At 38.9% G+C, this 19,234-nt stretch carries 14 protein-coding genes and 4 pseudogenes; 9 read left to right on the top strand and 9 right to left on the bottom strand.

All coding sequences use genetic code 11. The features are described from left to right. Window positions 1–2 precede the first annotated feature (2 nt). Window positions 3–767, top strand: coding sequence for a YdcF family protein (locus P4S65_RS11125; RefSeq protein ID WP_337120154.1), 765 nt, complete (start codon window positions 3–5; stop codon window positions 765–767). A 78-nt stretch (window positions 768–845) separates the two neighbouring features. Here P4S65_RS11125 and P4S65_RS11120 read toward each other — a convergent pair. Further along, window positions 846–1,597, bottom strand: a pseudogene (locus P4S65_RS11120) (Nif3-like dinuclear metal center hexameric protein). 150 nt (window positions 1,598–1,747) lie between these two features. Between P4S65_RS11120 and P4S65_RS11115 the strand changes: the two are divergent. Beyond that, on the top strand, window positions 1,748–2,104 hold the full coding sequence (locus P4S65_RS11115) for a hypothetical protein (protein WP_096792834.1): 357 nt from the start codon (window positions 1,748–1,750) through the stop codon (window positions 2,102–2,104). 31 nt (window positions 2,105–2,135) lie between these two features. Here the strand turns inward: P4S65_RS11115 and P4S65_RS11110 are convergent, their stop codons facing one another. Continuing rightward, on the bottom strand, window positions 2,136–2,612 hold the full coding sequence (locus P4S65_RS11110) for an HPP family protein (protein WP_007375881.1): 477 nt from the start codon (window positions 2,610–2,612) through the stop codon (window positions 2,136–2,138). Between the two features lie 96 nt (window positions 2,613–2,708). Here P4S65_RS11110 and P4S65_RS11105 point away from each other — a divergent pair, with 96 nt between their 5' ends. Then, window positions 2,709–3,281: a TetR/AcrR family transcriptional regulator gene (locus tag P4S65_RS11105; protein WP_149614122.1), complete on the top strand. Its 573-nt coding sequence runs from the start codon at window positions 2,709–2,711 to the stop codon at window positions 3,279–3,281. Window positions 3,282–3,321: 40 nt separating this feature from the next. Here the strand turns inward: P4S65_RS11105 and P4S65_RS11100 are convergent, their stop codons facing one another. The 5 genes and pseudogenes from P4S65_RS11100 to P4S65_RS11080 all read right to left on the bottom strand — a co-directional run bounded on the left by P4S65_RS11100 (window position 3,322) and on the right by P4S65_RS11080 (window position 11,430). After that, the gene (locus P4S65_RS11100; protein WP_337120153.1) at window positions 3,322–6,501 is read right to left on the bottom strand and encodes an amidohydrolase family protein; all 3,180 of its coding nucleotides are present in this window, start codon (window positions 6,499–6,501) and stop codon (window positions 3,322–3,324) included. Window positions 6,502–6,606: 105 nt separating this feature from the next. After that, window positions 6,607–7,431 carry a M90 family metallopeptidase gene (locus P4S65_RS11095; RefSeq protein ID WP_337120152.1) on the bottom strand — a complete coding sequence of 275 codons (825 nt, stop codon included), beginning with the start codon at window positions 7,429–7,431 and terminating at the stop codon, window positions 6,607–6,609. 177 nt (window positions 7,432–7,608) lie between these two features. Then, window positions 7,609–8,246, bottom strand: a pseudogene (locus tag P4S65_RS11090) (chloramphenicol acetyltransferase). 185 nt (window positions 8,247–8,431) lie between these two features. Beyond that, on the bottom strand, window positions 8,432–9,472 hold the full coding sequence (locus P4S65_RS11085) for a Leu/Phe/Val dehydrogenase (protein ID WP_337120151.1): 1,041 nt from the start codon (window positions 9,470–9,472) through the stop codon (window positions 8,432–8,434). Window positions 9,473–9,903: 431 nt separating this feature from the next. Next, the gene (locus P4S65_RS11080) at window positions 9,904–11,430 is read right to left on the bottom strand and encodes a fumarate hydratase (RefSeq protein WP_007375888.1); all 1,527 of its coding nucleotides are present in this window, start codon (window positions 11,428–11,430) and stop codon (window positions 9,904–9,906) included. Between the two features lie 232 nt (window positions 11,431–11,662). Here P4S65_RS11080 and pabB point away from each other — a divergent pair. The 3 genes and pseudogenes from pabB (at window position 11,663) to P4S65_RS11065 (ending at window position 15,001) form a co-directional block, all read left to right on the top strand. Further along, a pseudogene (pabB, locus tag P4S65_RS11075) lies at window positions 11,663–12,942 on the top strand (aminodeoxychorismate synthase component I). A gap of 6 nt (window positions 12,943–12,948) precedes the next feature. Next, a pseudogene (locus tag P4S65_RS11070) lies at window positions 12,949–13,523 on the top strand (NUDIX hydrolase). A gap of 101 nt (window positions 13,524–13,624) precedes the next feature. Continuing rightward, window positions 13,625–15,001 carry an L-serine ammonia-lyase gene (locus tag P4S65_RS11065; RefSeq protein ID WP_007375891.1) on the top strand — a complete coding sequence of 459 codons (1,377 nt, stop codon included), beginning with the start codon at window positions 13,625–13,627 and terminating at the stop codon, window positions 14,999–15,001. A 58-nt stretch (window positions 15,002–15,059) separates the two neighbouring features. On the opposite strand, the gene P4S65_RS11060 is transcribed toward P4S65_RS11065, so the two are convergent. Beyond that, the gene (locus tag P4S65_RS11060) at window positions 15,060–16,352 is read right to left on the bottom strand and encodes an NCS2 family permease (RefSeq protein ID WP_337120150.1); all 1,293 of its coding nucleotides are present in this window, start codon (window positions 16,350–16,352) and stop codon (window positions 15,060–15,062) included. Window positions 16,353–16,469: 117 nt separating this feature from the next. Between P4S65_RS11060 and P4S65_RS11055 the strand changes: the two genes are divergently transcribed. The 3 genes from P4S65_RS11055 to P4S65_RS11045 all read left to right on the top strand — a co-directional run bounded on the left by P4S65_RS11055 (window position 16,470) and on the right by P4S65_RS11045 (window position 18,176). Continuing rightward, a complete protein-coding gene (locus tag P4S65_RS11055) occupies window positions 16,470–16,934 on the top strand; it encodes a tetratricopeptide repeat protein (RefSeq protein WP_007375893.1) in 465 nt (154 codons plus the stop codon). Window positions 16,935–17,224: 290 nt separating this feature from the next. Continuing rightward, complete coding sequence (locus P4S65_RS11050) at window positions 17,225–17,659, top strand: SulA-like leucine-rich domain-containing protein (RefSeq protein WP_337120149.1); 435 nt, start codon at window positions 17,225–17,227, stop codon at window positions 17,657–17,659. A 37-nt stretch (window positions 17,660–17,696) separates the two neighbouring features. Further along, window positions 17,697–18,176, top strand: a complete 480-nt coding sequence (locus P4S65_RS11045; protein ID WP_337120148.1) for a YchJ family protein — start codon at window positions 17,697–17,699, stop codon at window positions 18,174–18,176. A 605-nt stretch (window positions 18,177–18,781) separates the two neighbouring features. On the opposite strand, the gene P4S65_RS11040 is transcribed toward P4S65_RS11045, so the two are convergent. Then, window positions 18,782–19,084, bottom strand: coding sequence for a DUF6172 family protein (locus P4S65_RS11040; protein ID WP_007375896.1), 303 nt, complete (start codon window positions 19,082–19,084; stop codon window positions 18,782–18,784). Window positions 19,085–19,234 lie beyond the last annotated feature (150 nt).

Raw genomic sequence — 19,234 nt, 5'->3', positions numbered from 1 at the left:
TTATGTTTATTATTAAAAAAATGATTGGTGGTTTACTTATGCCACTACCTCTATTTGGTTTATTTGCGTGTCTAATGCTCCTACTCGCATTTAAAGGCCGTAAATCAGCTCTCTTCTTATCTACTTTAAGCTTAATTGTATTACTTGCATTGAGTACACCCTTTATCGCCAATTTAATTATCCAAAATAATGAACCTGCGTCGCTTGCATTTAATGCCCTAAAGCACCCTAAAATAGACAAAATAGTCGTGCTAGGTTGCGACATAAACCCAAATTCGGCTTTAAGTTCAAATAATCAATTAGGTAATTGTGCGCTAACGCGCTTAGTCGAAGGTGTAAAACTTGCCAAGTACTACCCTAATGCAGAGCTTATAGTTTCAGGCGGGGGCTATCAAAATACCACTAATAGCGGGCTTATGTATCAAACAGCGGTGAGTTTAGGAATTAATAAAAGCCGTATATTCCAAAACCCAAAAGCAATGGATACCGGTGAAGAAGCTAAGTTACTCGCATCAAAATTAGTCGACTTTAAAGTTGCACTAGTAACATCTGTACTGCACATGCCCCGTGCCAAAGACTTATTTAATGCTCAAGGCATTAAAGTCATAACCGCAGCCACTGATTACCATAATTTTGCAGCGCTGCCGTGGAGCAAGCTGTTTATTCCAAATGCTCAAGCCTTACTTGTGGTTACGCAATATAGTCACGAAGTAGTAGGAAATACATGGATAAGTTTGCGCCGCTGGATAGATCCAGAGGCGCTGTAACTTATATAATCCTAACCTGAACTCTGGACAATAAAATCTATTTCAACCAAAGTTCAGGTTAGCTAATAGATAGCCTAGTTAAACTGGGTTATCTATATCTATAAATATCACATCAAAACCATGCTCTTGCGCTAATAACTCACCCAAAGCTTTTACACCATAGCGCTCTGTTGCATGATGCCCTGCTGCAAAAAAATCAATATTTTGCTCACGAGAGCTATGAATTGTTTGCTCTGATGCCTCACCGGTTAAATACGCGTCAATACCTTGCTCTGCAGCTAAATCAATATACCCTTGCCCTCCACCGGTGCACAGTGCAATAGTTTCAATTTTAGCTGAGCGTACTAAGCTTGTGAGTGGGGCCCGATTAAGTACTTTTGCTATTTTATTTGCAAAATCTTCACCATTTAGAGGCGTTTTTAAACGTCCTTTCATTGCTACGCTATTTGTAACTGGCTCAAGCCCAGCCACTATTTCAATATCTAATAACTTTGCCAGTTGCGCGTTATTGCCTATTGCCGGATGAATATCGAGTGGTAAGTGATAGCCAAATAAATTAATATCATTAGCTAGTAGCGCGCCTATACGACGCTTTTTCATTCCCGTTATAGGTTGGGATTCCCCCTTCCAAAAAAACCATGGTGAACCAAAATAGCATCTGCTTGTTGCTCAATAGCAGCATCTATTAATGCTTGACTCGCGGTTACACCCGTCACAATTTTTTTAATTTCATTTTTACCTTCAACTTGCAAACCATTTGGGCAAAAATCTTTAATTGTATGAGGTTTCAAAATGTCGTTTAATAGTTGGTTAAACTCTCGACGTTGCATATAACTTACCTTACTAAGCACTGAATTTTGTGCAAATTTTGGCGTTTATGGCGTAAAAATGAAAGGAAAATCGCAAAAAATTGAAAAACTGATTCAAAATAGGTATAAATACGTCTTCTTTATCTGTGTTCACAACGTATAGGGTCTCTGATGAGCAAACTAGACAAAACAGAAGTGTTATCTGCCTTTGAAGCAGCGTACGAAGCTGCCAATGGTAAAAAACCTGAAATCACAACCAAACCTGGCTGGTACAGCATCGATGGCGGTAAAAACTTACGCCTAGCTGATTTAGTAGAGCTGACTGAAGAATTAAGCTCTGGTAAAACGACACCAAAAGCGCCTGCTAAAAAAACTAAAACCAAAGCGGCTGCGCCTGTAAAAGCACAGAAAAAAGCCCCATTCACTGTTGTTACCGAAAATGAAGAAGGCTACACAGCGGAAGAGCTTTGGATTGTAATTTTAGCTCGTAAAGATCATGATTGTCGCTTACCGCGCGGTGTTGTTTAATCAACATTTATGATTTTTAAAAGAAACCGCGTTAAGCGGTTTTTTTATGCCTGCTATTTACCGAGAAAGCCAGTAACCATTTTGCAGCAAAGCCACAAATAACAATAAACATCGTCCCGGCTAATACAGGCATAATCAAAAAGTCCCAACTCTGCCCTGATGCAATAATCAGAATAGGATTAGCACCTGCCGCCGGATGTACTGTTTTAGTGAGCATCATTAGTGTAATTGCAATGCCAACGGCCAATGCAATTGATGCACTGCCATCGCCAACATAAGTTACAAAAACGATACCCACAAATGCAGTTAAAAGATGACCAAAAATCACATTTTTTGGCTGTGCTAATGGGCTATTTGGAATACCAAATACAAGTACTGCTGTTGCACCAAAGGGTGCCATTAACCATATCCCATAATCACCCATGTTGTTTAACCACGCTAGAAATCCAAGCACAAGCGCTGAAAAAACACCGGCAACACAGGCTAATTTGATATCACTTAAATTCATTTTAATCTCTTACATTAAAAGTAGACCGACCTGTCTACACACATAGGGTAGACAACTCAGTCTACTTGTGTCAACCTTTGTTTTTGAGGAGACTAAATGACTAAACAAGAACATATTGTAAATACGGCACTTACTTTGTTTTACACCAAAGGCTTACATGCTGTTGGCATTAATGAAATTCTAGCAGAATCTAACGTGGCAAAAAAAACACTTTATAATCATTTTGCCAGTAAAGATGAGTTAATTTGCGCGTGCTTAGCCAAAAGAGATACACAGTTTAATAGCTGGTTTGAAGAGATCTGTAATAAACCACTAGCTATTGAAGTCGCTATTTCGTTATTTGCTGGGTTAAAACTATGGTTTGCCAACCAAGTACCAAAGCTTGGGCATTTCAATGGCTGTTTTTTTATAAATGCTGCAGCAGAGTATCCTAATGCTCAACACCCTATAGCAAAGCAATGTATGCAACATAAACAAACCATATTAGACATCATTTTAACTGCATTACTTGCTACACCCGAACTCAAAAATAATAAAGTTAAAGCGCTAGAAATTGCACATACCTTACTTACTCTCAAAGAGGGATTAATATGCCAAGCACGTGTAATGCATAACCAATCTCTCGTTATGCCAAGTATTACTTTGCTAAAACACATAACACAAAGCTAAAAAAAGCGGCTAATAGCCGCTTCCAAAAGATCAAAATAAATTACAGTTTTTCAAAATAAAGTAGTTCGCGTTCTTTTTTACCCACTTCATTCATTGTCTCTGCATTGAATAGTCGACCATTGATCATGGTGTAATCTACTTTATCCGAATCTCGAATATTTTTAAGCGGATCACCATCTATAACCATTAAATCAGCCAGTTTACCCACTTCAAGCGAGCCTACGTTTTTATCAAGCCCTAAATACTTAGCCGGATCGAGTGTCGATGCACGTATTGCCTCAAGCGGTGTCATTCCGCCTTGTGCAAACATCCACATCTCCCAGTGTGCACCTAAGCCTTCACGCTGACCGTGAGCACCTAAGTTAACTAATACACCTAGGTCTTGCAGCTCAGCAGCAACGCGTGCGTTATTAAAGTGATTATAGTGATGATCGGGCGCTTTAATGCGGCGCATAGAGCGTGGTAATAATTGATTTTTAGGCACAAATTTACTTAAACGTGGATGATTCCACACATCAGTTTTATCGTACCAGTAATTTTCACCCCAAATGCCACCATAAGCCACTACAAGTGTTGGTGTGTAACCTACATCACTTTGCGACCATAACTGCTTTATATCGTCATATATGTGCTCTACAGGGATTGAATGCTCAATACCTGTGTGTCCATCTACAACCATACTTAAGTTATGTTGTAATAATGAGCCGCCTTCAGGGACAACCATCATTTCAAGCATCCGGCCTGCTTCAATAACTTGTTGGCGCTGCTCTCGGCGTGGCTGGTTATAAGACTTAACACTAAATGCACCTACTTTTTTAAGGCGCTCTAAATGAAATTTAGCATCGTCTAACGAGTCAATATGCGACGTATAACCTGGCATATTTGCGCCATATAAAATAGTACCCGTTGAGAAAATACGCGGGCCAACAATCATGCCTGCCTTTTGCATTTCGCTTGCGGTAAATATTTCAGAGGTATCGTTTGATGGATCGTGAATTGTAGTTACACCCAGCGCTAAACCTGCAAAGTTTTTCCAGTTTTGCTCAGGTATAATTTCGTCACTTGCTTGCGAGCCATGTGCATGAGCATCAACAATACCAGGCATAATTGTTTTGCCTGTTACATCAATAACCTCAGCACCTTTAGGGATGCTTATCTCACTGGCTGTACCAATTGCTTTAATATGCTTGCCATCAGTGATAATTACACCATTTTCAATAACCTTTTCGCCGTCCATCGTTATAATTTTTGCACCAGTGAGCGCAATCATGCCTTTAGGCTCTGCCATTTTTTTACTGAAACCAATATTATCGCCACTTTTCACTTTAAAGTCGGCATCTTCGGCTTTGTTAATGGCAAACATCCCCTCAAGGCTTGCATGATAAAGCTCAGGCCCTAATGTCCAATAAAGTTTGTTGCTCTTAGCACTCCAGCTAATGTTTTCACCAGCACGTACCGATAACTGCTCTATTGGAAATTGACTGTCTTTAGGCCCAATATTAATTGTTTTACCACTTTGTACAAACGGGGTTACAAGTACTTTAAATCGCTCTGCAAACGCTAAATATTTGCCATCTGGTGATACTCTAAATTCTGTCGCATGCTCTGACTCGTATAGTTTGCTAACTTTTTTACTTTCAAGCTCTACTACACTTAACGTTGGTTTTGGCCAAGGACTCATAATGAAAACACGATCGTTTGCATCTCCAAATTGAGGCTGATAACCACTTTTTGAAATAAGCTCACTTTTACCGCCTTTAGCGCTTACGCTATAAACCCCCGGATTAAGTGACCATTTAGGGTTTAAAATACTGCCGCCAGTAGCTTTTCGATAAACAACCGTCTTTCCATCTGGGCTAAACGTAGGCTCTACATATTTCCCGGGCTCTTTAGTAATTATATCGCCACGACCACTACGCGCAGAAACCACTCTTACAGACCCTTGTTTGTTATCATCCCATGTGGTGTAAACTATTTTTTTACCATCGCGAGAGTACTGTGGAAATAATTCGTAATGATCAGTTTGCTTTGTTAAACGCTTAATTTTACCTGACTCTAAATCACGTTTATAAATATGCCCAAGCGCTTCAAAAATTGCAGTTTCGCCATCTGGGCTTACTTGCACATTACGCAGCATTTTTACATCAAACTCATCAGTATCTAAGTTTTGTGTAAAGCGCACCGCTTTTTGAATTTTTTTACTTGTTTGCACTTTAAAAGGTATGGTTTTAACAGATTTGTCTGCAACATCTAGCTTGTGAATTGTACCACCAGCCCAAAATACCAGTTCTTCATTATCGGGTGTCCATGCAATGGTTGGGTATACACCATGAATAGCCCAGGTTTCTTGCATATCTCGCTCAAGCTTATCGTAAAGCTTAGTGTGCTCACCGCTGGTTAAGTCATATAAATAAAGACTAGTTTGAAAATCATCACGCTTTATATACGCCAGTTTTTTACCATCAGGTGACGGTGTAGGCCTAATGGCACCGCCCATCGTATCGATTATGGTTTCAATTTCACCCGTTTCACGGTCGTAGCGCTTAATTTTATAAATGCCCGCTACAGAATCCTTTGAATAATGAAAGGTTTTACCGGGTGTTGCATCATGCGAAAAGTATACATAACGACCATCAGGTGAAAACATTGGCTCACCTAAATCTTTTTGATCGTTCTCGCGTTTTGTAAGCTGTACGCCCTTACCACCCGCTTTGTGATACAACCACACTTCACCTGCTCCCAATGAGCGGCTAGCTGTAAAGTGTTTACGCGCAACTAAGTAGTCGCCATCAGGACTCCATGCAGGACTATTTAGTAATCTAAAGGTTTCATCGGTAACAGCGTGTTGATTTTCACCATTTAAGTCCATTATCCAAATGTTATCGCCACCACCTTGATCGGAGGTAAACGCAATACTTTTGCCGTTAGGACTAAAGCGCGGTTGCATTTGCCATGCAATATCAGAGGTGAGCTTTGTAGCTGTACCACCACTCATTGGCATAGTGTAAATATCGCCAAGTAAGTCAAACACCACGGTTTTACCATCAGGGCTAATATCTATATTCATCCATGTGCCCTGCTCAACGCTAATTGCAGCGTCAACAAATTGCCCCTTAGGTGAATCTACTTGCCATTTTTGTTCGTCTTTTTCAGCGGCATTTACCTGCCCTATCGCTAAAGACACCGACAGCGCCAATACTGTATGAAGCATTTTTTTCATGCGTTTCTCGCTTGTTATTGTTGCAGTAAAAACTATTTCACATGATTGCAACAAAAACAAACGCAACTTGCCAGCGTTATATGATAAAGCGCGGTTTATGTAGGTTTAATGCCAAACAATAGGGTCAAATTGATAGTAATTAACTAGCATACTGTAAATTTCAGGATCGTATCGGCGAAGCTCTGCGGGTTTTTCGAGGAAGGTTTCCGTGAGTACAGCAAAAAACTCAGCTTCGTTAGTCGCACCATAGCTGTGAATAACATGCGGCATGCTATAGGCAACATGACTTTTCAACTGCGTAAACGCGCGGCTAAATACTCGGCCCCACTCTTTGTAATCTGCTGAGCTTTTTAAAAGTGGTGTGCCCGTTGTTTTTCCTGTTTCTTGATCAAGTTGATGCGCAAACTCATGAAATACCAAGTTATGTCCATCGCTTGGTAAACGATTACCCTCAAGTACATCATGCCAGCTTAAAACAAGTGTGCCGCCAGGCCATGACTCGCCTAGTCTTACCGTATTGTGGTAACTCACAAGTCCTGCACTATCGCGAGTTGATTGTGGAGCATAATAAGCACTTGGGTATAATAAAATTTCTTTTACATTTTTATATAACGGCCACGGTTTATTAAGTACTAATACACACGCATCAGCGGCTACAATTAACTTCATTGCGGGTGTCAATTTTAAACCATCACAACCAACAAAGCGTTTTTCGTTTAAAAACCACGTAATATGTCGCTCTAATTTTTCTCTGTCAGCGTCGGTCATTTTTTTATAGATGGGCATACAACGCAGTAAAATATCTTTTTGCTGTGAATTTAAAGCAAAGTCTTTATATTTACTGCGCCATAATCGGTTTTGAATTGATGGCCAGCGCCAGAAAATCACCACAAAAAGAATTAAAACAACAATTAACAGTCCATTTATCATGGGGATTTCCTGAGCTAAGATATGGTATATAAATATGTCCAGCGCACGTGCTTTTCAAGCATATAAGGTTATGTATTTGAATATAAAGTAATTCACATCGCATTACTTATAGATTACTTATAGATTACTTATAAATTGTTTACTGCTTTGCACTGCCGTTAAATGACGTGTTTAAAGTTAACCTTTGCAAAAGGAGTCAAATGTACCCTGCAATGTGTTTATAAATTTCGCTACGTGCAAACCATCCATTAATGAGTGGTGTACATCGATAGCTAAAGGCATTGTACCGGTGTGTTTATCAAACTGACCAAATACAAATTTAGGAATGCCTAAACTCTGCCCTTCACTAAATGCATGCGAAAACGCACTAAAATTCAGCCACGGCAAAACAGATATATGAATTAAATCTGCCTGCCCTTCTGTTTGAGCAAATGCATCAGAAAATAACGGCTGTAATTTCGCTTTTTTGCTTACGTCACTTGCATGATTTGCAAACTCTTTAAAATCGCTTGCGCTGTTAAAATAACTAAAAACAAACGTATCGTTTTCAGACAACTCAACCACACTTGCGCGAACACTATTAAGTAACCATGGTTGATTATCTATTATACGTAGCATTATTGAATCGTACTCATGGCACGCTTTTAAGGTGCAATATACATATGCTTGAAAAAAGAAAATTGATTGGTTTTGCAATAGTCATACAGCGCTTGAGCATCTAAACGCACACACACATTAAAATAAGGCTGAGAAAAGTGTTTAAATAATTCAAAGTGTTGCTTTCTAGGCCAATTATCTAAATCGATGGGCTGCATGAGAGAAGTTGAGGGAGTCATAATTTGCCGCACAAAATTAAAAATAAAGTGTACCGCTGTTCAGTAATAATTGCATTAGGGTCTGTTGATCTTTCAAGGTTAAATCCGCAAAGATCAACACCCCTTAACTTACAGATAAACAAAAGGTGTGCAATTGCACACCTTTATTGCATTTTAGCTTAAATTTATAGACCGTTTTTAATGATCTCTTGGGCTAATTCGTCAGCAATTAAATGCGTTGATTTTTGCTCTTTTTCGCTGCGAGCAAAAATTTCAGTTAACGTATTAAAAATACCTTCAACATGTTTATTAGACGCTGCTGCACTGTAACCATCTGGCGCTGTTTCATAATAAACATTAATAATACCACCGGCGTTAATTACGTAATCTGGTGCATATAAAATGCCTTTTTCACGAATAACTTCACCGTGGCGAGATTCTGCCAGCTGATTGTTAGCACAGCCTGCAATAATAGTCGCTTTTAAACGCGGTATCGTTAAATCGTTAACGGTTGCACCTAATGCACAAGGTGCATAAACATCAACATCTAAGTCGTAAATGTCATCAATGCCAACCGCAGTTGCACCAAAATCACTTACTACACGGTCAATGGCAGCTTGGTTAATATCAGTTACAAACAACTCAGCGCCCGCATCATGTAAATGTTTACATAAACCATAAGCAACAGCACCTAAACCTTGAACAGCCACTTTTACGCCTGCAAAATTTTGATGACCGCGTTGATGCTGTAGCGCTGCTTTAATTCCTAAAAACGTACCGTATGCTGTAAATGGCGATGGGTTACCGCTTTTACCTTCAAGACCCAGTACGTAATTAGTTTCTTTATTCATGATAGCTACATCAGCACATGTGATGTTTACATCTTCTGCTGAGTAATAGCTGCCATTTAATCGCTCTAACTGGCGGCCAAATGCACGGAATAATTGCTCAGATTTAATTTTTTTCGCATTACCTATAATTACAGATTTACCGCCACCAAAGGGTAAGCGCGCAACTGCATTTTTATAAGTCATGCCCTTTGATAAACGTAGCACGTCGTAAACAGCATCTTCGTCGTTTGCATAATCCCACATTCTACATCCGCCAACTGCAGGACCTAGGTTGGTATTATGTACAGCAATAATTGCTTTTAAACCCGACTCTTCATCAGAACAAAAAACCACTTGTTCATGGTTATCAAATTCAACTCGATTAAACACAGCCACTTAAAATACTCCGAAATAGTTAACCCCTGAGAGGGTATGCGCGCTGGAAATTGCCGAGACTTTATCACTTCATATACGTGTTCGCTATACTCACAGATGATAAAACCAATGAAAATATTAAGCTTAAATTAAATAACCTAATTAAAACTTTTATATAGATAAAAAATTCACAAAACCGTCATTTGTAAGTTTTAAATACTATAAATATAAAAACCTCACCAACTTACGTTTACGTGAACGTAACGAACTTGTTGCATGTAAAGTTTAATATACAAGTGCTACTTGGCCGCTACGTACCGCTGCCTATAGGTTTTCAGTAAAAAGTAAGCTTTTCCGCAAACTGGTCAGAGCTATAAACTTGCTAATAACTCTATTTAAAAAAACAAAAAAGCGAGCACCAGGCTCGCTTTTTAAAAAGACCAAAACGTACGTTATTTTAACTTGCTATCAAGCTCTTCAATTTTAGCTTTCCAGATTGCAGGGCCTTGTGTATGCGCATTGGCGCCTTCACTGTCTACTGCAACAGTCACTGGCATATCTTCTACTTCAAATTCGTAAATAGCTTCCATACCTAAATCTTCAAAAGCAACTACGCGTGCTTTTTTAATCGCTTTAGATACTAAGTAAGCTGCGCCGCCTACAGCCATCAAATAAACAGATTTATGCTCTTTAATAGACTCAACCGTTGCAGGTCCACGTTCAGCTTTACCAATCATGCCTACAATGCCTGTTTTTTCTAGCATCATATCGGTGAATTTATCCATGCGAGTAGCTGTTGTAGGGCCAGCAGGACCAACTGCTTCATCACGTACCGCATCCACAGGGCCTACGTAATAAATAAATTTATTATCAAAGTCTACGCCCTCAGGTAAACCTTCACCTGAATTGATCATATCTTGCAAACGTTTATGCGCTGCATCACGACCTGTTAAAATAGTGCCCGAAAGTAAAACGGTTTCACCCATTTTCCATTCTTGAACATCTTTTTTAGTCAGTGTATTTAAGTCAACGCGACGTGTGCCTTCGCCCACTTCAAATGTTACTTGTGGCCAATCTTCTAGCTTAGGTGCTTTTAAATTAGCAGGGCCAGAACCGTCAAGTGTAAAATGTACATGGCGAGTTGCCGCACAATTTGGGATCATTACTACAGGTTTTGAAGCTGCATGCGTTGGTGCTGTTTTAATTTTAACATCAACAACCGTTGTTAAACCGCCTAAGCCTTGTGCGCCAATACCTAATTTATTAGCACGATCAAAAATTTCTAAACGCAGTTTTTCTTCAGTTGTCTCTGCGCCGCGTTCCATTAGTTCATGGATATCAACCGGATCCATTAACGACTCTTTAGCCATTACTGCTGCTTTTTCAGCCGTACCACCAATACCTATACCTAGCATGCCTGGCGGACACCAACCAGCACCCATTGTTGGTAGTGTTTTTTCTACCCATGCAGCAACATCATCTGACGGGTTTAACATAACCATTTTACTTTTGTTTTCAGAGCCGCCGCCTTTAGCCGCAACCATTACTTCTACTTTTCCACCCGCTACTAAATCAATATGCACAACCGAAGGTGTATTATCTTTAGTGTTTTTACGTGTGCCAGCAGGGTCTGCAACAATAGATGCACGTAAAGGGTTATCTGGATTTAAATATGCACGACGAGTACCTTCATCAACCATTTGTTGAACGGTTAAATCTGTTTTATCCCACTTAACATCCATACCTACTTTAACAAAACAGGTAATAATACCGGTGTCTTGGCAAAGTGGACGCTTGCCTTCAGCCGACATGCGTGAGTTAATTAAAATTTGTGCAATGGCGTCTTTAGCCGCTTTACTTTGTTCTTTGTTGTACGCTTTTTCGAGTGCTTGAACAAAATCAAGTGGGTGATAGAACGAAATATATTGCAATGCATCTTCAATGCTATCAATAAAGTCTTGCTGACAAATTGTACTCATAGTGGTTCCTTAAGTTACCGTTACGCGTTGTCGCGTAATCTAAATCAAACCGGTGACGGTGGTTTGCACTGTTTTTTGCAGCTTAGTGCTGCCAAAAAATTTGACTTATGATACCCTCCCAGCCCATTTCGAGCCAGTTCTTAAAGGGGCAGTAAATGCTAAACAATAAAAAAATTGTATTAAATTAGGCATAACACAAAACTGCATTGACGTTTTTGCGCATTTTTCACATTTGCCTTATGCAATTCTATTAGATTCTGCAAATAGTAATCATATAAACAGTCGTTTTGATATTGTTGCTATTGAGCCGCAAAGTACCCTTGAAGTAAAAAATAATAAAAGCTTTTTAAATAATATAGAAAGTAGTGATAACTGCTTTGAAATTATGAATAATGAGCTTTCGCATCTTGCTAAAACAAAAGCCGATTACGATTTACCCTTTAACGGCGGCTGGCTTGGCTACTTTGGCTACGACTTAGGGCGTACAATTGAAAACATCCCCACTCGTGCTATTGAAGATATTAATCTTCCCCAAATGGCTATTGGCCTTTACTTAGATGCCCTTATTTACGACAAGCAGCAACAAAGCTGGTTTTATGTATCGCAGCCAAACACCGATAGATTAGCGCTTTATGAGCAATACTTAAATACACACGCTAACTCCCAAGTTAATACGCAGTCCTTTGCCCTATACAGCGACTGGCAATCAAATATGAGCGAAACGGAATACGCTGCAAAGTTTGCCCAAATTGAGGAGTATCTAAAAAGTGGCGATTGTTACCAAATTAATTTAGCGCAGCGCTTTAACGCTCAGTTTGAAGGCTCCCCTTGGGCAGCTTATATTAAACTGCGTGAGGCAAATAAAGCGCCATTTTCGAGCTTTATAAATCACCCTCAAGGGGCAATTTTATCAATTTCCCCTGAGCGCTTTATATCTGTAAATAATAACGTTGTAGAAACCAAACCTATTAAAGGCACACTGCCGCGAAAAGCGGATGCGCTGGAGGATCAACGCCAAGCCCAAATACTCGCAGCATCAGCTAAAGATCGCGCTGAAAACGTAATGATTGTTGATTTACTGCGTAACGACTTAGGCAAAGTGGCAAAACCTGGCAGCGTTCACGTCCCTTCTCTTTTGCTATTGAAAGCTTTCCGGCAGTGCATCATTTAGTAAGCACGGTAACCTCTGAACTTGATGAAGGTAAAACAGCCGTCGATCAGCTAAAAGCGGCTTTTCCGGGTGGCTCAATCACCGGTGCGCCCAAAATTAGAGCAATGGAAATAATTGAAGAATTAGAACCACATCGCCGCAGCATTTATTGTGGTTCAATTGGTTATTTAAGTGCGTGTGGAAACATGGACACCAGTATCACTATTCGCACCTTGGTGTGCCACAAAGCGCAAATTTACTGCTGGGCAGGTGGCGGAATAGTCGCTGATTCTAAAGTCGAATTGGAATATCAAGAAACTTACGATAAAGTAAATAAAATCCTCCCTTTATTAAAACAGTAGGTCGCTTTGAATAGTGAACACATTATGGCGCGGTTTCTGTTAAGCCCTACAGCTGCGCCAAACCAGTTAAAAGACACGCGTAAAAAACGTGCTAGCGCTGTTATGCTGCCAATTATTGATATAGATAACCATGCACATATTTTACTGTGTAAACGCCCTACTTATTTACACCATCACCCTGGGGAGATTTGTTTGCCAGGGGTAAGTTTGAAGTAAGCGACATTACCCTTCGCACCACAGCCCTTCGCGAACTAAAAGAAGAGCTAAATATTGCCCAAAACAACGTTAATGTATTAGGTCACTTACCTGAGTATTCAACATTAACGGGTTTTAGTATTAGCCCCTATGTAGGTTTACTCAAAAAAGACACCACCTGGGAAAATGACTATAATGAAGTACAAGCGAGCTTTTTGCTCTCGGTCACTGAGTTAAATAACGAAGCTAACTGGCAACCCTTACCTTTTCAACGATTTGGGAAAACGGTTATTTTGCAAGGTTTTAAAACGCCGCATGGTTTACTTTGGGGTGCGACTGCAAACATTATAAAAAACTTTACAAAACAACTCGCCTTACCAGTTTAAATCTTCGTTATTAGTAGTTACACAATCACAATTCCACGTTATCATGCTCGACCGTTCAAAGAGCAGCTTCGTGCTGATAAAACAAAGTAGAGACACACATTATGATCAGTGCATTTGATATGTTTAGCATTGGTATTGGCCCTTCGTCATCACACACCGTTGGCCCAATGCGCGCATCACGCTTATTTGTTAATGACCTACAAGAACAACAATTATTAGCAAATGTTACCGATATTAAAGTAGAGCTTTATGGCTCTTTGGGTCAAACAGGTGTTGGCCATGGTTCGGGTAAAGCCGTAATTCTTGGTTTAGCCGGTTACGACCCTGAAACTATAGATGCCGATTTAGTCGACGACATTTTAGCGACCATCGAACAAGATCAGGTTATTTATTTAAACAAAACACACAAAGCTAAGTTTCCAAAACAAGGCGCTATTGTTTTTCATCGTCGCAAAACGCTGCCTAAGCACTCTAATGCAATGGAAATTATCGCCTCAAACAACGGCGAAAAAGTTTACAGCAAAGTATATTACTCTATTGGCGGTGGCTTTATTGTTACTGACGAAGAGTTTGAAAACGAAAAACAAGCAGCCCTCGATATTAGAGAAGAAAACCCAGCCCCATTCCCATTTGGTAGCGCAAAAGAGTTACTAGAAATGTGTAAAGAGTCAGGGCTTAGTGTTTCAAGCTTGATGATGAAGAACGAAAAAACACTGCGCACTGAAGATGAAATAAAAGACACGCTGTTTCATATCTGGAAAGTAATGATGGCCTGTATTGACCGTGGTATGCGTACAGAAGGTATTTTACCTGGCGGCTTAAAAGTAAAGCGCCGTGCGCCTAGCTTATACTTAAAACTAAATATAGAAGTCAGTAACGACCCACTTCGTGCAATGGACTGGGTTGATTTATTTGCCCTTGCCGTAAACGAAGAAAATGCGGCAGGTGGTCGTGTAGTTACCGCACCAACTAATGGTGCTGCGGGTATTTTACCGGCTGTGCTTATGTACTATCACACATTTGTGAAAGAAGTAGACCGCGATATAGCCACACGTTATTTATTAACGGCTGCTGCTATTGGTATTTTATATAAAAAGAATGCCTCTATATCGGGTGCTGAAGTAGGTTGCCAAGGTGAAGTTGGTGTTGCATGCTCTATGGCTGCAGGCGCATTAACAGAAATTGTAGGTGGCAATGTTGTGCAAGTAGAGAACGCAGCAGAAATTGGTATGGAACATAATTTAGGCCTCACGTGCGACCCTGTTGGTGGCTTAGTACAAGTGCCGTGTATTGAACGCAATGCAATGGGCGCGATTAAAGCAATTAATGCCTCACGTTTAGCTATTCGTGGCAGTGGCGAGCAAAAGGTATCACTTGATAAAGTGATTAAAACCATGCTTGAGACCGGCAACGACATGAAAACCAAATACAAAGAAACCGCTCGCGGTGGATTGGCTGTTAATATTATTGAATGTTAAAAATAACTAAAAAAGGCCATACAAATTTGTATGGCCTTTTTTATCTAGCTGTATCAATTTAAGACAAAAATGCAAATTTAATAATAAACAGTGCCGTTAAAATCCATACGCTAATTGTGACTTCGTCTTGCTTACCACACAACACTTTTACTAGAGTATAAGATATAAAACCAAGTGCTATACCATGAGCAATTGAAAACGTTAATGGCGTCATCAGTAAAACGACTGTAACGGGAATGGCATCGGTCATATCATCCCAATTAACAAACTTCAGATTTTGTAGCATTAAAACTGCAACATATAAAATGGCTCCAGCGGTTGCGTAAGCTGGTACCATTTGCGCAAGTGGTGCAAAAAACATCATAAGTAAAAAGCAAATACCTACCACAACTGCTGTTAAACCAGTACGCCCACCTACAGATACACCTGCAACAGACTCTATATAAGATGTTGTAGTAGAAGTGCCCAACATAGCGCCTGCAATTGTTGCTGTACTGTCAGCACTTAGCGCTCTTCCTAGCCGAGGCATATTTCCTTTTTCATCAGCAAGCCCTGCTTTTTGAGTAACTGCAACTAAAGTACCCGAGGTATCAAATAAATCCACAAACAAAAATGCGAAAATAACGCTCAACATAGATAATTCAAGTGCAGCACCAAAATCAAGCTGCATAAAAGTAGGTAAAATAGAAGGAGGCGTAGCAACAATTCCATGGTATTCAACAAGCCCTAAAGCCAGTGCGATACAGGTCACTAATAAAATACTAATTAATACACCACTTTTAAAGTTACGATATAAAAGCGCAGCAATAATAAAAAAGCTGAAAATAGCTAATAATGGGCCAGCTGAAGTTATATCACCTAATTGTACTAACGTTGCAGGGCTGGCAACGATGATGCCCGCATTTTTAAGAGCAATTAAAGCTAAAAATGCGCCAATACCCGTTGCAATGGCCCGCTTTAAAACCAAAGGAATGGCATTAATAATCCACTCACGAACTTTAAACAGGCTTAGAAGTAAAAATATACACCCAGACATAAAAACAGCACCTAATGCCGCCTGCCATGTGTAACCCATCCCTAATACAACACCATATGTAAAAAATGCATTTAACCCCATTCCAGGCGCTAATGCTAAAGGATAATTAGCCCACAATCCCATAATAAAACAACCAATAGCAGCTGCAATACAAGTTGCTACAAAAGCAGCTCCCTGATCCATTCCAGCCTCTGCTAACATGGCAGGGTTAACAAATACAATGTAAACCATTGTGATAAATGTAGTAATACCCGCAATGCATTCACGGCGGACTGATGAGCCATTCTCACTAATTTTAAATAAAGCTTCGAGCATAATAGACTTATGGTTGTAAAAAGTGGCAATATTTTAACATAAAAATCATCTTTTACAGGACATTTTACCTTGCGATATACTAAACTATTGACTTAGTTACATAACGAATGAGTGAGCATGATAAAAACAACACCGACAGGCCAAGATTTAGAGCAGCAGTTAGACAATATACTGTCCTTTGTCACGCAACCTAGCGACACTAACTCAACGCCAACTAACGAAAATAGTCAGCAAAATACACTGAACAAAGCACTGTATTATTTAAAAAACAATCAAAATGCACTTGCTGCGAAGTGGATGCGTTTAGCTGCGATGTCTGGAGAACTTCGAGCACAATTTTACTTAGGACTATTTTTTGTAAAAGGCCAAGGTGTTCCGCAAAGTGTATTTCATGCGGTTGCATGGCTAAGCTTATCAAGTAGTCAAGGTCACGAACCAGCAACTACTGCATTAACTGACTTGCGTAAACACATTGAAACTAAACGCTTTAAAGATGCCCAATGCTACGCTGCAAGTTTATATGAACAAATTCACCAATTGCAGTTTTCTCACCTAATACCAAATAACGCTAACGAAGAGTAAATTACACATACGAAACTATGCTGTAATTTACACATGAAATCATTATTTAAAGCTGCCATATCAACCTTCAACAGGTGTATACAGTATTCAACACAATAATGCACAGTTGGAAACAACAACATAAAGGTAAATTTAAATCATTAAATATTAATAACTTAAAAAAATGACAATTTAAAAAAAGTCTAAATCTTAAATTATCGTACAAAAAAATAGCAAAAAACACTTGCACACAAACACTGTATAAACTACTGTATGTAAATACTGTATAAAAACCCAGTTAGTGAGGCGATATGTTACAACCAATTACCATACGAACAGTTAAAAGCTACCAACAAGACAATAAAAGCGATTGTGTTAATTTAATTGAAATTGAAGATGAAATTTCGGCAACATTTGAGCTATTAAAAGTATTACATCAATACAATAGCTTAAATGCTTGGACATTATTAATCGCACCCGATCACGTCCCTAGTAAAGCGCTACTTGATTCGTGCTCTATCGATACGAGTAAATTACTCGTTATTAGACAAAAACACTTAGTGAATCTAGAGTACGTATTAAATTCGGCTTTACACAACGGTAATTTTGCAGCTGTAATTACTTGGACTGATATAGTTAATAACCAGCTATTAACTAGCTTATCTCTGGATATGAGTAAGACAAATACAAAGTTATATTGCTTCACGAAAAACAAACAAACCACAGAGATATTACTAGCTCAATAATCTTGTTAAACTAACATTTTAGCTTTACACCAAAATTATGACCTCACTGAATAAAACATTATGTCTTTGTGGCAGCCAACAAGATTATGTTGACTGCTGCGAACCTTTTCATTTGGCAATACAGCATCCTCAAACACCAGAGCTACTTATGCGCTCTCGTTATAGTGCTTATGCACTCAAAAATGCTAAGTATATTTATCAAACATATACACCAGATAAACAGCCCGAAAACCCCGTTAAAGAAATTAAAGAATTTGCAGATGGTTGCCGCTTTATAAAACTGACAATTATAGACTCAGGGCACGATGATAGTCAGGGTTTTGTAGAATTTAAAGCGCACTACTTTTATGATAATTTATACTGTGAATTGCACGAACAATCAAAATTCATTAAAGAAAAAAATCAGTGGAAATATTCTGACGGCGTTATATTACCTGTTGCAGATATAAAAATTGGCAGGAACGATGATTGCCCATGTGGCAGTACTAAAAAGTATAAAAAGTGCCATAGCCTATAAACCTCAACTTACCCAGGCATCAGGTATTTTGAAACACACTAATTAGTTAAATGATATGTACTCTAGTTTTGTACATATTATTTAACTTAATGTGGCGCATACACACGAAAAGTTATTTATTTCCAAAAAACTCAGCGTCTCTAAATAAAATTTTATACCAATCTGCTTATGTATGGGGTCTATTTAACGTTAAGAAAATTACGCTAGAACTAGGCAAAAGTTTTTGTATCTAGTTGTTCTAAATAAAAAATTTTAACGACGTTATAGTGCAATTTAATTCGTTAAATTGATCAAAGATTTATGCAGGTTGGTATTATAGGGTTATTAGATAATTTATATTGTTCAAATACTTATACCAACTCTTTTAATTAAGTGATCTATTTTTAGATAACAGAATCGTGTCGATAACAAGACAAAAAATCGTTATTTAATTGTCCTATATCAGAAATTTTTAACGCCGTTAGCGTCAGATTTAATCCCTCAAACTGATTAAGCATGATTGCGGATTGGTTGGTTAGTATTATTCAGATTGATATTAAAACCCACATAACAAAAATGGACCACTTGGGTCCATCTCTACTTTACGAGTACTTAAAATTTAAGAGTTACTCGTCGTCATCTAAATCAGCTTGTTGACGCTGTGCCGGCTTTGCTAAAATCTCTACGTAGAAAGACTTTAAATCTTGCTTTTCGATGTCGCTGATATGATTGCTAATCTCTGCAACGTGCACTACTTGAGCATCTTCAGCTGTATTACCAAACTTACAGTCAAATGCCCAGTAATCAGCATCTTCAGGTAGCGTTTTATTACGTTCTCTTTTCAAATATTTTTTCACTTCGTGCTTTGCAGCATCGACCATACGAGGGTATTTGATTTTCTCGTGATTCAGCGTGAATGTTTTCTTCATTACGTTCCTAATTACCTTGGTTTAATGATAACGGCATTTCATGTCATACCATTTGACATCATTATAGCAATTGCATTAAATTTTTGGATGGTTTTTTTAAACTAAATCAATTTTTAGGCAATTAACATTATAAATAGCTACAAAGCCTCT

It is taken from the genome of Pseudoalteromonas sp. B131b, from assembly GCF_037162545.1.
Lineage (GTDB): Bacteria > Pseudomonadota > Gammaproteobacteria > Enterobacterales > Alteromonadaceae > Pseudoalteromonas > Pseudoalteromonas fuliginea.
The sequence above is the reverse complement of the archived record's forward strand: the minus strand, read 5'-3'. Positions and strand labels throughout refer to the sequence as shown.